A 16,608-nucleotide genomic window follows, 5' to 3' on the forward strand; every position below is an offset into this window, starting at 1 on the left:
GCGACAAGCCCGAGCGTATCGGTACTGGATAGGATTGCGGAGAAAGTAGATGAGCGCGCTCTATATGATTGTCGGCACCCTGATCGCCTTGGGTGTGCTGGTCACCTTCCATGAATTCGGTCACTTCTGGGTGGCGCGTCGTTGCGGCGTCAAGGTTCTGCGTTTCTCCGTGGGCTTCGGCATGCCGTTGCTGCGTTGGTATGACCGGCAAGGTACCGAATTCGTGATTGCCGCCATTCCGCTGGGTGGCTACGTGAAGATGCTTGACGAGCGCGAAGGCGAAGTGCCCGTCGACCAGCTCGACCAGTCGTTCAATCGCAAGTCGGTACGCCAGCGTATCGCCATCGTTGCTGCCGGTCCTGTCGCCAACTTCCTGCTGGCACTGGTGTTCTTCTGGGGGCTGGCGATGCTCGGTACCGAGCAGGTGCGTCCGGTCATCGGCAGTGTCGAGTCTGGAAGCATTGCCGCCAAGGCTGGCCTGAGCCCTGGCCAGGAAATTGTTGCCATCGATGGCGAGCCCACCGTGGGCTGGTCGGCGGTCAACCTGCAACTGATCCGACGTCTGGGCGAAAGCGGTACCTTGCAGTTGCTGGTGCGTGAGCAGGGTTCGACCGCCGATTCGCCGCGCGAGCTGGTGCTCGACAACTGGCTCAAAGGTACCGATGAACCTGATCCTATTCGTTCCCTGGGGATTCGCCCCTGGCGTCCGGCGCTCGCCCCCGTTCTGGCTGAACTCGATCCGAAAGGCCCGGCCCAGGCGGCTGGCCTGAAAACCGGCGATCGCTTGCTGGCGCTGGATGGTCAGGCGCTGACCGATTGGCAGCAGGTCGTCGACTGGGTGCGTGTACGTCCTGATACTAAAATTGTGCTGCACGTCGAGCGTGATGGTGCTCAAATCGACGTCCCGGTGACCCTGGCCGCACGCGGTAAAGAGAAGGTCGCCAGTGGTTATCTGGGGGCTGGGGTGAAGGCGGTCGATTGGCCGCCGGAAATGCTTCGCGAGGTCAGTTATGGTCCGCTGGCTGCCATTGGGGAAGGTGCCCGGCGTACTTGGACCATGAGCGTGCTGACCCTCGACTCACTGAAGAAAATGTTGTTCGGCGAGCTCTCGGTAAAAAACTTGAGTGGACCGATAACCATTGCTAAAGTGGCGGGCGCTTCTGCCCAGTCGGGCGTTGCTGATTTCTTGAATTTCCTTGCTTATCTGAGTATTAGCCTAGGGGTTCTGAACTTGCTGCCCATTCCTGTACTGGATGGGGGGCATCTGTTGTTTTATCTGATCGAGTGGGCGCGTGGTCGTCCCTTGTCGGATCGGGTGCAAGGTTGGGGGATACAGATCGGTATCAGTTTGGTGGTCGGGGTGATGTTGCTTGCCTTGGTCAACGATCTGGGTCGACTGTAACGCTTCGCTGAATTGCGAATCTGCCGCATTTTGCGGCAGTTTCTTTATTGCCAGTTGGAATAAGAAAGGACTTCATGAAACGTCTGCTGCTAACTGCGGTTCTCTCCGTATTGATGATCGCCGAAGTTCACGCCGAGTCCTTCACTATCTCCGATATCCGCGTCAATGGCCTCCAGCGGGTCTCCGCGGGTAGCGTCTTTGGGGCCTTGCCGCTGAACGTCGGTGAGCAGGCGGACGATCGTCGCCTCGTGGAATCCACTCGTGCGCTGTTCAAAACCGGCTTCTTTCAAGATATCCAGCTGGGCCGCGATGGCAATGTCCTGGTCATCACGGTAGTCGAGCGTCCATCCGTCGCCAGTATCGAAATCGAAGGCAACAAGGCGATTTCCACTGAAGACCTGATGAAAGGCCTCAAGCAATCCGGTCTCGCGGAAGGCGAAATCTTCCAGCGCGCGACCCTTGAAGGTGTTCGTAACGAACTGCAGCGCCAATATGTCGCTCAGGGCCGCTACTCGGCCACCGTCGATACCGAAGTGGTCCCGCAGCCGCGCAACCGTGTGGCGTTGAAGGTCAATATCAACGAAGGCACCGTAGCGGCCATCCAGCACATCAACGTCGTGGGCAATACCGTATTCCCGGACGAAGACCTGGTTGACCTGTTCGAACTGAAAACCACCAACTGGCTGTCGTTCTTCAAGAACGACGACAAGTATGCGCGTGAGAAGCTGTCCGGTGACCTGGAGCGCCTGCGTTCCTACTATCTGGATCGTGGCTATATCAATATGGATATCGCTTCGACCCAGGTTTCGATCACTCCGGACAAGAAACACGTCTACATCACTGTGAACGTCAACGAAGGCGAGAAGTACAGCGTTCGTGACGTGAAGCTCAGCGGTGACCTGAAAGTGCCTGAAGACCAGGTCAAGTCGCTGCTGCTGGTCGAGAAGGGCCAGGTGTTCTCGCGCAAACTGATGACCACCACTTCCGAGCTGATCACCCGCCGCCTGGGCAACGAGGGTTATACCTTCGCCAACGTCAACGGTGTTCCGCAGCCGCACGACGAAGATCACACGGTCGATATCACTTTCGTGGTCGATCCCGGCAAGCGTGCCTACGTGAACCGCATCAACTTCCGCGGCAACACCAAGTCCGAAGACGAAGTGCTGCGCCGTGAAATGCGTCAGATGGAAGGTGGCTGGGCTTCGACCTACCTGATCGACCAGTCCAAGACCCGTCTGGAGCGCCTGGGCTTCTTCAAGGAAGTCAACGTCGAAACCCCGGCCGTGCCAGGTGTCGACGATCAGGTAGACGTCAACTACGCAGTAGAAGAACAGGCTTCCGGTTCGATTACCGCCAGCGTCGGTTTCGCCCAGAGCGCCGGCCTGATCCTCGGTGGTTCGATCACCCAGAACAACTTCCTGGGTACTGGTAACAAGGTCAGCATCGGCCTGACCCGCAGCGAATACCAAAGCCGTTACAACTTCGGCTATGTCGACCCCTACTGGACTGCCGATGGCGTGAGCCTGGGTTACAACGCGTTCTATCGCACCACCGACTACGACGACCTCGATGTCGACGTGGCGAGCTATGCGGTAGACAGCCTGGGTGCCGGCGTCAGCGTTGGTTACCCGATCAGCGAGACTTCGCGTCTGACCTTCGGCCTGACTGCGCAGCAGGACAAGATCAAGACCGGTCGTTATACCGTCGACGAAATCTTCGACTTCGTGAACCGCGAAGGCGACAACTATCTGAACTTCAAGGCTTCGGCCGGCTGGTCCGAGTCGACCCTGAACAAAGGTGTCCTGGCGACCCGTGGTCATTCCCAGAGCCTGGTGCTGGAAGCCACTACTCCGGGCAGCGACCTGTCGTTCTTCAAGCTCGACTACCGCGGCCAGTTGTTCCAGCCGCTGACCGACACCTACACCATGCGCCTGCACACCGAGCTGGGTTATGGCGACGGTTATGGTTCGACCGACGGCTTGCCGTTCTATGAAAACTACTATGCTGGTGGTTTCAACTCGGTCCGTGGTTTCAAGGACAGCACCCTGGGTCCTCGTAGTACTCCGAGCCGTGGTGCAGGTGCGACGGGCAACGCCGGCACGACTCGTGATCCGGATCAGGATCCGCTGCCATTCGGTGGCAACGTGCTGATCCAGGGCGGTGTCGAGGTGCTGTTCCCGATGCCGTTCGTCAAGGACCAACGCTCTCTTCGTACCTCCGTATTCTGGGACGTGGGTAATGTGTTCGACTCCAAATGCGAGCAGGTCAGAAACCCTAGTGGTTTGCGTTCCGATACGCAGTGTAATGACGTCAGTCTGAGCAATCTGGCCAGTTCCGTGGGTGTCGGCGTGACGTGGGTAACCGCTCTGGGGCCGCTGAGTTTTGCTCTTGCAATGCCGGTCAAGAAACCTGACAACGCTGAAACCCAGGTGTTCCAATTCTCCCTCGGCCAGACTTTCTAAGAGCCTGACCCAAGATAACGACAATGGATTTTGTAGGAGTGCATCGTGCGTAAGTTGACTCAATTGGTTCTCCTGGCGACTGTCCTGGTAGCAGGTCCGGCCTTCGCCGACATGAAAATCGCCGTACTGAACTATCAGATGGCACTGCTGGAATCCGATGCTGCGAAGAAATACGCGGTGGATGCCGAGAAGAAGTTCGGCCCGCAGTTGAACAAGCTGAAAACCCTGGAAAGCAGCGCGAAGGGCATCCAGGATCGCCTGGTTGCCGGTGGCGACAAGATGCAGCAGGGCGAGCGTGAGCGCCTGGAGCTCGAATTCAAGCAGAAAGCCCGTGACTTCCAGTTCCAGTCCAAGGAACTGAACGAAGCCAAGGCCGTTGCCGATCGTGAAATGCTCAAGCAACTGAAGCCGAAACTCGACAGCGCCGTGGAAGAAGTCATCAAGAAAGGTGGTTTTGACCTGGTGTTCGAGCGTGGTGCAGTGATTGATGTCAAACCTCAGTACGACATCACTCGCCAGGTTATCGAGCGCATGAATCAGCTGAAGTAACCCATGACAGCGACTATAAAGCTCGGCCAGCTGGCCGAGTTCCTCGGAGCCACCCTGCGTGGCTCCGCAGAGAAAGAAATCACTGGGCTAGCCACCTTGCAGGAGGCTGGCCCAGCTCAGTTGAGCTTTTTGGCAAATCCCCAATACCGTAAGTATCTGGCTGACAGTCAGGCAGGCGCCGTGCTGCTGAAAGCGGCGGATGCCGAGGGTTATGCCGGTGATGCCTTGGTCGTGGCCGATCCCTACGTGTCGTACGCACGGATTTCCCACCTGTTCGATCCCAAGCCCAAGGCCGCTGCCGGTATTCATCCGACTGCGATCATTGCCGAGGACGCTGTGGTCGACGCAACTGCCAGTATTGGCGCGTTTGCGGTCATCGAGAGCGGTGCGCAAATCGCCACGGGTGTCACGATCGGTGCTCATTGTTTTATCGGTGCCCGTTGCCAGATTGGCGAGGGCGGCTGGCTGGCTCCACGCGTGACGCTTTACCACGATGTGCGTATCGGCAAGCGTGTGGTCATTCAGTCCGGTGCGGTACTGGGCGGCGAAGGTTTCGGTTTCGCCAACGAGAAAGGCGTCTGGCAGAAGATCGCGCAGGTTGGTGGCGTCACCATTGGCGATGATGTCGAGATCGGCGTGAATACCGCTATCGATCGCGGTGCGCTGGCCGATACCGTCATTGGCAATGGCGTGAAGCTGGATAACCAGATTCAGATCGCCCACAACGTCCAGGTCGGTGATCACACCGCCATGGCGGCCTGTGTCGGTATTTCCGGCAGCACCCGGATCGGCAAGCACTGCATGCTCGCCGGCGGTGTCGGGCTGGTTGGCCATATCGATATTTGCGATAACGTTTTCCTGACCGGGATGACCATGGTGACCCACTCGATTACCGAGCCGGGCTCCTACTCTTCCGGTACAGCCATGCAGCCTGCTGCCGAGTGGCGCAAAAGCGCGGCACGCATCCGTCAGCTCGATGATCTCGCGCGACGCCTGCGACAACTGGAAAAGCGCGTAGGGGACGTGACCCCCGACGGTAAAGCTTCATCAGATGGCTGATACCATTTCCATATCAAGTGTGCACAGCCGTTAGACTGCCTCCTTGATTTGCTAGAGGAGTGTGCGTTAGTCGCGCGCTCCCAATCTTTACTACAGGCTTCCCCCCGAAATGATGGACATCAACGAGATTCGCGAATACCTGCCTCACCGTTACCCGTTCCTGTTGGTGGACCGGGTAGTGGATCTGGATGTTGAGGGCAAGTGCATTCGTGCCTACAAGAATGTCAGCATCAACGAACCTTTCTTCAATGGTCACTTCCCCGCGCATCCAATCATGCCGGGCGTGCTGATCATCGAAGCCATGGCTCAGGCTGCGGGCATTCTTGGTTTCAAGATGCTGGACGTGAAGCCGGCCGATGGCACCCTCTACTACTTCGTCGGTTCCGACAAGCTGCGCTTCCGCCAGCCGGTACTGCCGGGCGACCAGTTGATCCTGGAAGCCAAGTTCATCAGCTGCAAGCGCCAGATCTGGAAATTCGAATGCCAGGCTTCGGTCGACGGCAAGCCAGTCTGCTCCGCTGAAATCATCTGTGCGGAACGCAAACTATGAGTTTGATTGACCCTCGCGCAATCATCGATCCGACGGCCATTCTGGCCGACGACGTTGAGGTTGGCCCGTGGTCGATCGTTGGCGCCGGTGTGGAAATCGGCGAGGGTACGGTGATCGGGCCGCATGTGGTGCTCAAAGGCCCGACCCGGATCGGTAAGCACAATCGTATCTACCAGTTCTCCTCGGTAGGCGAAGACACTCCCGATCTGAAATACAAAGGCGAGGAAACCCGCCTGGTGATTGGTGACCACAACGTCATTCGTGAAGGCGTGACCATTCATCGCGGCACTGTCCAGGACCGTTCCGAGACCACTCTCGGTGATCACAACCTGGTCATGGCGTATGCCCATATCGGTCACGACAGCGTGATCGGCAACCACTGCATCCTGGTCAACAACACGGCGTTGGCCGGCCATGTGCATGTGGACGATTGGGCGATCCTGTCCGGCTTCACCCTGGTTCACCAGTACTGCCATATCGGCGCCCACAGCTTTTCCGGCATGGGGACGGCGATCGGCAAGGATGTTCCGGCCTTTGTCACAGTGTTCGGCAACCCGGCCGAGGCGCGCAGCATGAACTTCGAGGGGATGCGCCGTCGTGGTTTCAGCGAAGACGCGATTCACGCCCTGCGTCGAGCCTATAAAGTGGTGTATCGCCAGGGCTTGACCGTCGATCAGGCACTCGTCGAGCTGGCAGAAGCTGCTGCACAATTTCCCGAAGTCGCGGTATTTCGTGACTCGATCCAGTCTTCGACTCGCGGCATCACCCGTTAATCATGAGCAAACTGCGTATTGCGCTGGTGGCTGGCGAAGCTTCCGGTGACATTCTTGGCGCCGGTTTGATGCGCGCGCTCAAGGTCCAGCATCCCGCCGTTGAGTTCATCGGTGTCGGTGGCCCGCTGATGCAGGCCGAAGGGCTGGTTTCCTACTTCCCGATGGAGCGCCTGGCGGTCATGGGCCTGGTAGAGGTCCTGGGACGCCTGCGCGAACTGCTGGCCCGGCGCAAGAAGCTGGTGCAGACCCTGATCGCCGAAAAGCCGGACGTGTTCATCGGCATCGACGCCCCCGATTTCAACCTGAACATCGAACTCCAGTTGCGTCAGGCCGGCATCAAGACCGTGCACTACGTCAGTCCTTCGGTCTGGGCCTGGCGGCAAAAGCGCGTGCTGAAGATCCGCGAAGGTTGCGACCTGATGCTGACGCTGTTCCCGTTCGAAGCCAAATTCTATGAAGAGAAGGGCGTGCCGGTGCGGTTCGTCGGGCACTCCCTGGCCGATGCCATTCCGCTGGAGGCCGATCGGGCCGCGGCTCGCGCTGAGCTGGGCTTGCCCGAGGGGCCGCTGGTGGCCCTGATGCCGGGCAGCCGTGGCGGCGAAGTCGGGCGCCTCGGGGCCTTGTTCCTCGACGCGGCACAACGCCTGCGCGCCTTGCGTCCAGGGGTGCGTTTCGTCATGCCTTGCGCGAGCCCCGAGCGGCGTACTCAGCTGGAAGAGCTGCTGGCCGGTCGCGACCTGCCGTTGACCCTGCTCAACGGCCAGTCGCATCAGGCGCTGGCGGCTTGCGATGCGGTATTGATCGCCTCCGGCACCGCAACCCTTGAGGCGCTGCTCTACAAGCGCCCGATGGTCGTCGCCTATCGCCTGGCGCCGCTGACCTTCTGGATTCTCAAGCGTATGGTCAAGAGCCCTTATATTTCCCTGCCGAACCTGCTGGCCCAGCGCCTGCTGGTTCCCGAACTGCTGCAGGATGACGCGACTGCGGAGGCCCTGGCCCAGACCCTGTCGCCCTTGATCGAAGACGGCCAGGAGCAGACTCGCGGTTTTGACGAGATCCATCGCACTTTGCGCCGGGATGCCTCCAACCAGGCGGCTGAAGCGGTGTTGAACCTGATTGGCAAACCGGCATGAGTAACGAAAAGATGCAGATGGGACTGGATTTCTCTCTGGTGGCCGATGCCGAAGACCTGGTGGCCGGTGTCGACGAAGTCGGGCGCGGCCCCTTGTGCGGCGCAGTGGTCACGGCTGCGGTCATCCTCGATCCGAGCCGGCCGATTCTCGGTCTGAATGACTCGAAGAAGCTCACCGAGGCCCGTCGCGAAAAGCTCTATGACGAGATTTGTGAAAAAGCCCTGAGCTGGTGCATTGCCCGCGCCGAAGTCGAGGAAATCGACGAGTTGAATATCCTGCATGCCACCATGCTGGCCATGCAGCGGGCGGTAGAAGGGCTGAGCGTGACCCCGAAACTGGCAATGATCGACGGTAATCGTTGCCCGAAACTGTCGATGCCTGCCGAAGCCGTGGTCCAGGGTGATGGCAAGGTGCCGGCGATCGCAGCGGCGTCGATTCTGGCCAAGGTCAGCCGGGATCGCGAGATGGCGGCGTTCGAGCTGATCTACCCGGGTTATGGCATCGGCGGGCACAAGGGCTACCCGACGCCCGTTCATCTGGAAGCGCTGGCCCGCCTGGGGCCGACGCCGATTCACCGGCGCTCGTTCGCGCCGGTACGCCAAGCCTACGAAGCCCGTGAGAACCTGGGCGAGATTCAGTCCTGAGGCTGATGTTTTAGCGAAGGCCCGGTACAATCCGGGCCTTGTTGTTTTTGTGCTCATTACAGGATCACTATGCCGGCTTCATTCGTTCATCTACGCCTGCACACTGAATATTCCCTGGTTGACGGTCTGGTGCGGATCAAATCGCTGGTCAAGACGTTGGCCGGCATGGGCATGCCCGCGGTGGCGGTTACCGACCAGAACAACATGTGTTCCCTGGTCAAGTTCTACAAGGCGGCCATGGGCACCGGGATCAAGCCGATCTGTGGCGCCGACCTGTGGCTGTCGAACAAGGATCCCGAGAATCCACTGAGCCGCATCAGCCTGCTGGTGATGAACGCCGTTGGCTATCGCAACCTGACCGAGCTGATTTCCCGCGGCTTTATCGATGGCCAGCGTAATGGCCAGATCATCATCGAGCGCGAGTGGGTGGCCGAGGCCGCCGAAGGCCTGATCATGCTCTCGGCCGCGAAAGAGGGCGAGATCGGTCTTGCCCTGCTCTCTGGCGACCTGCAAGAAGCGGAAACCCTGGCTCGCGAATGGATGGCGGTGTTCCCGGACCGTTTCTATCTGGAAGTCCAGCGTACCAACCGTCCCAACGACGAAGAGCAGTTGCACGCAGCCGTGGCCCTGGCGGACAAGATCGGCGCGCCGCTGGTGGCGACCAACGATGTGCGGTTCATCAAGCGCGAAGACTTCGAGGCCCATGAAACCCGGGTCTGCATCGGTGAAGGCCGCGCCCTCGACGACCCGCGTCGCTCGAAGAACTACAGCGACCAGCAGTACCTGAAAAGCGCCGAGGAAATGGCCGAGCTGTTCAGCGACCTGCCCGAGGCCCTGGAAAACACGGTCGAGATCGCCAAGCGCTGCAATATCGAAGTGAAGCTGGGCAAGCACTTCTTGCCTGACTATCCGATTCCCGATGGCATGACCATCGATGAATATTTCCGCAAGGTTTCCTTCGACGGGCTGGAAGAGCGCCTCAGCGTGCTGCTGCCCAAGGACACCACCGAAGACTATGAAGCCAAGCGCCAGGTGTATGTCGACCGGCTGAATTTCGAGCTGGATATCATCATCCAGATGGGGTTCCCCGGTTACTTCCTGATCGTTATGGATTTTATCCAGTGGGCCAAGAGCAACGGTGTGCCGGTAGGTCCTGGCCGGGGCTCGGGTGCCGGTTCCCTGGTGGCCTACGTGCAGAAGATCACCGACCTCGACCCGCTGGCCTACGACCTGCTGTTCGAACGTTTCCTCAACCCGGAACGGGTTTCCATGCCCGACTTCGACGTCGACTTCTGCATGGACGGTCGTGACCGGGTTATCGACTACGTGGCCGAGAAATATGGCCGCAACGCCGTAAGCCAGATCATCACCTTCGGTTCCATGGCCGCCAAGGCTGTGGTGCGGGACGTGGCGCGGGTGCAGGGCAAGTCCTACGGCCTGGCTGACCGTCTGTCGAAGATGATCCCCTTCGAAGTCGGCATGACCCTGGAAAAAGCCTACGAGCAGGAAGAAATCCTGCGCGACTTCATCAAGGTCGATGAAGAAGCGGCGGAAATCTGGGAGATGGCGCGCAAGCTCGAGGGCGTGGTGCGTAACGTCGGCAAGCACGCCGGTGGCGTAGTTATCGCCCCGACCAAGCTGACCGACTTCTCGCCGATCTATTGCGACGAAGCCGGCGACGGCCTGGTAACCCAGTTCGACAAGGACGACGTCGAGGCTGCCGGCCTGGTGAAGTTCGACTTCCTCGGCCTGAGGACCCTGACCATCATCAAGTGGGCGATGGAGACCATCAACCGCGAGCAGGTGAAAAAGAACCTGCCCGACGTCAACATCGACTTCATCCCGCTGGACGACAAGAAGACGTACGAGCTGCTGCAGAAGGCCGAGACCACCGCGGTGTTCCAGCTCGAATCCCGAGGCATGAAGGAGCTGATCAAGAAGCTCAAGCCCGACTGCCTGGAAGACCTGATCGCACTGGTAGCGTTGTTCCGTCCCGGTCCGTTGCAATCGGGCATGGTGGACGACTTCATCAACCGTAAGCACGGGCGCGCCGAGCTGGCCTATCCGCATCCGGACTACCAGTACGATGGCTTGCGGCCGGTACTGGCACCGACCTACGGCATCATCCTGTATCAGGAACAGGTGATGCAGATTGCCCAGGTGATGGCTGGCTACACCCTTGGTGGGGCCGACATGCTGCGTCGTGCCATGGGTAAGAAGAAACCCGAGGAGATGGCCAAGCAGCGCGGCGGCTTCATCGAAGGTTGCGCCAACAACGGTATCGATGCCGACCTGGCGGGCAACATCTTCGACCTGGTGGAAAAATTCGCCGGCTACGGTTTCAACAAGTCCCACTCGGCCGCCTACGGGCTGGTGTCCTACCAGACTGCATGGCTCAAGACGCATCACCCGGCGCCTTTCATGGCGGCGGTACTGTCCGCGGATATGCACAACACCGACAAGGTGGTGGTGCTGATCGAAGAAGTGCGCAGCATGAAGCTGCGCCTCGATGCGCCGGATGTGAACAGTTCCGACTTCAAGTTCACCGTCAACAACGACGGCCGTATTGTCTATGGCCTGGGAGCGATCAAGGGTGTGGGCGAGGGGCCGGTGGAGGCGATCGTCGAGGCCCGTGCCGAAGGTGGCCCGTTCAAGGACCTGTTCGACTTCTGCAGCCGGGTCGACCTCAAGCGCATCAACAAGCGTACCCTCGATGCGCTGATCCGCAGTGGTGCCCTGGATCGCCTGGGGCCCTACTTCCACGACGAACTCAAGGCCTACCAGGCCAACATCGACCGCAATCGCGCGGTGCTGTTGTCGGCCCTGGAGGAAGCGGTCAAGGCGGCCGAGCAGACCGCGCGAACCGCCGACAGTGGCCACGCCGACCTGTTCGGCGGGGTCTTCGTCGAAGAGGATGCGGATGTCTACGCCAATCATCGCAAGGCCAAGGAACTGACCCTCAAGGAACGCCTGAAAGGGGAGAAAGACACCCTCGGCCTGTACCTGACCGGGCACCCGATCGACGAATACGAAGGTGAGATCCGGCGTTTCGCCCGCCAGCGCATCGTCGACCTGAAGCCGGCGCGCGATACCCAGACCGTCGCGGGCATGATCATTGCCCTGCGGGTCATGAAGAACAAAAAGGGCGACAAGATGGGGTTCATCACCCTTGACGATCGTTCGGGGCGGATCGAGGCCTCGCTGTTCGCCGATGCCTTCCATTCGGCGCAGTCCCTGCTGCAGACCGACGCGATGGTGGTGGTCGAGGGCGAGGTCAGCAACGACGACTTCTCCGGCGGCCTGCGCCTGCGGGTCAAGCGGGTGATGAGTATGGAAGATGCCCGCACCAACCTGGCGGAAAGCCTGCGCCTGAAGGTGCATACCGAAGCCCTCAAGGGCGATCAGCTACGCTGGCTGGGGGAGCTGTGCAAACGCCATCGCGGTGCTTGCCCGATCTCCATGGAGTACACCAAGGAGGACGCCAAGGCCTTGCTGCAGTTCGGCGAAGCCTGGCGGATCGACCCGGCGGATGCCTTGATTCAAGCCCTGCGTGACCAGTTCGGGCGAGACAACGTCTTCCTCCAATACCGTTGACGGTCAGGCGCCATGAAAGTGCGCCGATCTCGACCCGAACTTTTAATCTCGACCTGAACGCGCCTCTCCCTTAAGGTAGGGCGCGAATAGACAACCGGCCGGCCCAAGCTCTCTTGGACGTCGACCCAAGACGGACGCCTATGAACCCGAATTTTCTTGATTTCGAACAGCCGATCGCCGACCTGCAAGCCAAGATCGAAGAGTTGCGCTTGGTCGGTAATGACAATTCGCTGAATATCGGCGATGAGATCTCCCGCCTGCAAGACAAGAGCAGCACCCTGACCGAGGACATCTTCGGCAAGCTGACCAGCTGGCAGATCGCACGCCTGGCGCGTCACCCGCGTCGTCCGTACACCCTGGACTACATTGAGCACATCTTTACCGAGTTCGACGAACTGCATGGCGACCGTCACTTCTCCGACGACGCCGCGATCGTTGGTGGTGTTGCCCGTCTGGACGACCAGCCGGTCATGATCATCGGCCACCAGAAAGGCCGTGAAGTGCGTGAGAAAGTCCGTCGCAACTTCGGCATGCCGCGTCCTGAAGGCTATCGCAAGGCGTGCCGCCTGATGGAAATGGCCGAACGCTTCAAGATGCCGATCCTGACCTTCATCGACACTCCGGGCGCCTATCCGGGTATCGACGCCGAAGAGCGCAACCAGAGCGAGGCTATCGCCTGGAACCTACGGGTCATGGCACGCCTGAAAACCCCGATCATCGCCACCGTGATTGGTGAAGGTGGTTCCGGCGGTGCGCTGGCCATTGGTGTCTGCGATCAACTGAACATGCTGCAGTACTCCACTTACGCGGTGATCTCGCCGGAAGGCTGCGCCTCGATCCTGTGGAAAACCGCCGAGAAAGCGCCGGATGCTGCCGAAGCCATGGGCATCACCGCCGAGCGCCTGAAAGGCCTGGGCATTGTCGATAAGGTCATCAGCGAGCCGCTGGGTGGCGCGCACCGTGATCCGGCTGCCGCTGCTGCTCTGATCCGCGCCGAGCTGACCTCCCAGCTGGCGATGCTCAAGAAGATGGATAACGGCACCCTGCTGGCGCGTCGTTACGATCGCCTGATGAGCTACGGTCTCTGACAGATCGACGCTCCTTGTAGGGGCGGGCTTGCTCGCGAAATGGGCGCCTCGGCCATTCAGGTCGAGGCTTTTCAGGCACTGCGAGCAAGCTCGGTCTCTACTCAGGATCCGGTCCACTCATGAGCCCATTCGATACCGTCCTTACGCAAAAACTGCTGCAACGCCTCCTGCCCTGGCTGGATCGATCGGCCTGGCGCATCGCGTTCTCCGGTGGCCTCGACTCCACCGTCCTGCTGCACCTGCTTGCCCAACTCAGGCAGCGACACACACTTCCCCCATTGACCGCCATCCATGTGCATCACGGCCTTCAGGCTGTGGCTGACGCCTGGCCGGAGCATTGTCGAACCCAGTGCGAGGCCTTGGGGGTGCTGTTGCAAATAGTGGCGGTGCAGGTGCAACCGGGGGCCAGCCTGGAGCGTGCAGCGCGGGAGGCGCGTTATGCCGCGTTCGAAGAGGTAACCGGCAGCAATGAGCTGTTGCTGACGGCTCAGCACCGTGACGATCAGGCGGAAACCCTGTTGTTCCGTTTGCTGCGTGGGGCCGGGGTCAGGGGCTTGTCCGCCATGCCGGCGTCGCGTGCCTTGGGGCGGGGGCACTTGCTGCGGCCCTTGCTCGACGTCTCCCGCGACGAACTGGAGCGTTACGCTCGTGATCACCAACTGCACTGGATCGACGACCCTTCCAACCAGGACCGGCAGTTCTCCCGTAATTACCTGCGCCATCAGGTGTTCCCATTGCTGACTGCCCGCTGGCCACAAGCTGCCAGCAGCCTGGCGCGTAGCGCGGCGCATGTGCGCGAGGCCCGGGAGTTGCTGGATGAGCTGGCGATCATCGATCTGCAAGAGGCGGCTAAGGAGGGGGAGTTCGAGTGGCTGGGGTTGCCGTCCCTGGCGCTGGTGCCTTTGGTCGGCTTGTCGGAGGCGCGTCAGCGCAATGCCCTGAGTCACTGGCTGAGCCGGCTCACGCCGCTGCCTGACAGCGACCACTGGGCGGGCTGGCAGACGCTGCGCGATGCCGCGGGCGACAGCCGTCCGGTATGGCGGCTGGGGCAGGGCGAGTTGCAGCGGGCGGCAGGGCGCGTCTGGTGGTTGTCGGGTAGCTGGCTGCAATCCCCGCTATCGGTGCCGAGTTGGGTCGATACCGCTGCGCCTTTGCCGTTACCAGGCAATGGGCAATTGCAATTCATCGGTGGCGCGCCGCAAGGGCCCTTGCAGGTGCGTTACCGTCAGGGGGGCGAGGTGATGCAACTGCCTGGGCGCGGCCACCGCGATCTCAAGCGCCTGCTCAATGAGGCGGGTCTGCCGGCCTTCGCCCGTGGCAGATTGCCGCTGCTGTATCGAGGTGAAGAATTGCTCGCGGTGGCGAACCTGCCAGGTCTTGACGCAAATGCCTATGAAGGCTGGCAATTGCATTGGCAGCCGCCTTCGAGCGATCAAGGTTTGAGCTGAAAGTCCCTTTCCGGTAGACTACGCTCCCTTCTTGATACAACTTCTGTGGATTCGCCTGAATTGCAGGAGTTGCCGATTACCAAGCAGTCTTTGCTGGGCGATTCCAAAAAATGTGTAGCGAGCAACGTACCGGTGTTTTCTCTTCCGGTCTGTCCCAACGCGGCGGTTTTTTTGAAAGGTGCACTGTGATTAATGCAGGTGATCGGGGGCTTCGGCCTTCCTTCGCTTTCCCCGGCGGCTCGGACCGCTTTAACGCAGACTTCTAGGGTTTTTCATGACGCGCTACATATTCGTCACGGGCGGTGTTGTTTCTTCATTGGGGAAAGGCATTGCCTCGGCTTCATTGGCGGCCATCCTGGAGGCGCGGGGACTTAAGGTCACCATGCTCAAGCTGGACCCGTACATCAACGTCGACCCGGGCACCATGAGCCCGTTCCAGCACGGTGAAGTGTTCGTCACCCACGACGGCGCCGAGACCGACCTGGACCTGGGCCACTACGAGCGGTTCATCCGCACGACCATGACCCAGAACAACAACTTCACCACCGGTCGTGTCTACGAGCACGTGCTGCGCAAAGAGCGCCGTGGTGATTACCTGGGCGCCACCATCCAGGTGATTCCGCACATCACCGACGAGATCAAGCGTCGCATCATCAAGGGCGCCGGCGATGCCGACGTGGCCCTGGTGGAGATCGGCGGCACCGTGGGTGACATCGAGTCGCAACCGTTCCTCGAGGCCATCCGCCAGCTGCGCGTCGAAGTCGGTTCCAAGCGCGCGATGCTGATGCACCTGACCCTGGTTCCGTACATCGCCACCGCTGGCGAGACCAAGACCAAGCCGACCCAGCACTCGGTGAAAGAGCTGCGCTCCATCGGCCTGCAGCCTGACGTGCTGATCTGCCGCTCCGACCACCCGGTGGACGTGTCCTCGCGTCGCAAGATCGCGTTGTTCACCAACGTTGAAGAGCGCGCGGTGATCTCCCTGGAAGACGTCGACACCATCTACAAGATCCCGGCCGTGCTGCACGCCCAGGGTCTGGACGATTTCGTCGTCGAGCGTTTCGGCCTGCAATGCAACGGTGCCGATCTGTCCGAGTGGGAAAAAGTGGTCGACGCCAAGCTCAACCCCGAGCACGAAGTCACCATCGCCATGGTCGGCAAGTACATGGAGCTGCTGGACGCCTACAAGTCGCTGATCGAAGCGATGAGTCACGCCGGTATTACCAACCGTACCAAGGTCAACCTGCGTTACATCGACTCCGAAGACATCGAGAACCAGGGCACCGCGCTGCTCGAAGGCGTCGATGCGATCCTGGTTCCAGGCGGTTTCGGCCTGCGTGGCGTGGAAGGCAAGATCACCGCCGTCCAGTACGCTCGGGAAAACAAGGTGCCTTACCTGGGTATCTGCCTGGGCATGCAAGTGGCCGTGATCGAGTTCGCTCGTAACGTCATGGGCTGGAAGGACGCCAACTCCACCGAGTTCGATCGCGCCAGCGGTCACCCGGTCGTCGGCCTGATCACCGAGTGGGCTGATGCCACCGGTGCCGTCGAAACCCGTACCGAAGCTTCCGACCTGGGCGGCACCATGCGTCTCGGCGCTCAGGAATGCCTGCTCGAAGCCGGCTCCAAGGTGCACGATTGCTACGCCAAGGATGTGATCGTCGAGCGTCACCGTCACCGTTACGAAGTGAACAACAACCTGCTGCCACAGCTGATCGACGCCGGCCTGAAGATTTCCGGTCGTTCCGGCGATGGCGCGCTGGTTGAAGTGGTCGAGGCACAGGACCATCCATGGTTCGTCGCCTGCCAGTTCCACCCTGAGTTCACCTCGACCCCACGTGACGGCCATCCGCTGTTCAGTGGCTTCGTCAAGGCCGCTTTGGCTCAACACCAGAAGAAGGCGTAA

General features: G+C 60.3%; 12 protein-coding genes. All 12 read left to right on the forward strand.

Going from position 1 to position 16,608, the window contains the following annotated elements:
* Positions 1–49 precede the first annotated feature (49 nt).
* The 12 genes from rseP (at position 50) to J4D28_RS08815 (ending at position 16,608) form a co-directional block, all read left to right on the forward strand.
* Complete coding sequence (rseP, locus tag J4D28_RS08760) at positions 50–1,402, forward strand: sigma E protease regulator RseP (protein ID WP_009047216.1); 1,353 nt, start codon at positions 50–52, stop codon at positions 1,400–1,402.
* Positions 1,403–1,476: 74 nt separating this feature from the next.
* Complete coding sequence (gene bamA / locus J4D28_RS08765) at positions 1,477–3,864, forward strand: outer membrane protein assembly factor BamA (RefSeq protein WP_009047217.1); 2,388 nt, start codon at positions 1,477–1,479, stop codon at positions 3,862–3,864.
* A gap of 45 nt (positions 3,865–3,909) precedes the next feature.
* On the forward strand, positions 3,910–4,413 hold the full coding sequence (locus J4D28_RS08770; RefSeq protein WP_007924063.1) for an OmpH family outer membrane protein: 504 nt from the start codon (positions 3,910–3,912) through the stop codon (positions 4,411–4,413).
* Between the two features lie 3 nt (positions 4,414–4,416).
* Entirely contained in the window at positions 4,417–5,472 is a 1,056-nt protein-coding gene (gene lpxD / locus J4D28_RS08775) for a UDP-3-O-(3-hydroxymyristoyl)glucosamine N-acyltransferase (RefSeq protein WP_103330479.1), read from the forward strand.
* A gap of 109 nt (positions 5,473–5,581) precedes the next feature.
* Positions 5,582–6,022, forward strand: a complete 441-nt coding sequence (gene fabZ / locus J4D28_RS08780; RefSeq protein WP_007924058.1) for a 3-hydroxyacyl-ACP dehydratase FabZ — start codon at positions 5,582–5,584, stop codon at positions 6,020–6,022.
* A complete protein-coding gene (gene lpxA, locus J4D28_RS08785; protein ID WP_007924057.1) occupies positions 6,019–6,795 on the forward strand; it encodes an acyl-ACP--UDP-N-acetylglucosamine O-acyltransferase in 777 nt (258 codons plus the stop codon). The genes fabZ and lpxA overlap by 4 nt, the downstream gene beginning before the upstream one ends.
* A 2-nt stretch (positions 6,796–6,797) precedes the next feature.
* On the forward strand, positions 6,798–7,928 hold the full coding sequence (gene lpxB, locus J4D28_RS08790) for a lipid-A-disaccharide synthase (protein ID WP_028681759.1): 1,131 nt from the start codon (positions 6,798–6,800) through the stop codon (positions 7,926–7,928).
* A gap of 11 nt (positions 7,929–7,939) precedes the next feature.
* Entirely contained in the window at positions 7,940–8,572 is a 633-nt protein-coding gene (gene rnhB, locus J4D28_RS08795) for a ribonuclease HII (RefSeq protein WP_103330477.1), read from the forward strand.
* A gap of 69 nt (positions 8,573–8,641) precedes the next feature.
* Positions 8,642–12,166, forward strand: a complete 3,525-nt coding sequence (gene dnaE, locus J4D28_RS08800) for a DNA polymerase III subunit alpha (RefSeq protein WP_103330474.1) — start codon at positions 8,642–8,644, stop codon at positions 12,164–12,166.
* 140 nt (positions 12,167–12,306) lie between these two features.
* On the forward strand, positions 12,307–13,254 hold the full coding sequence (locus tag J4D28_RS08805; protein WP_009047222.1) for an acetyl-CoA carboxylase carboxyltransferase subunit alpha: 948 nt from the start codon (positions 12,307–12,309) through the stop codon (positions 13,252–13,254).
* 119 nt (positions 13,255–13,373) lie between these two features.
* A complete protein-coding gene (gene tilS / locus J4D28_RS08810) occupies positions 13,374–14,702 on the forward strand; it encodes a tRNA lysidine(34) synthetase TilS (RefSeq protein WP_016705314.1) in 1,329 nt (442 codons plus the stop codon).
* Between the two features lie 274 nt (positions 14,703–14,976).
* A complete protein-coding gene (locus tag J4D28_RS08815; RefSeq protein ID WP_007924045.1) occupies positions 14,977–16,608 on the forward strand; it encodes a CTP synthase in 1,632 nt (543 codons plus the stop codon).

The organism is Pseudomonas sp. GW531-T4, from assembly GCF_017349615.1.
GTDB lineage: Bacteria > Pseudomonadota > Gammaproteobacteria > Pseudomonadales > Pseudomonadaceae > Aquipseudomonas > Aquipseudomonas chlororaphis_I.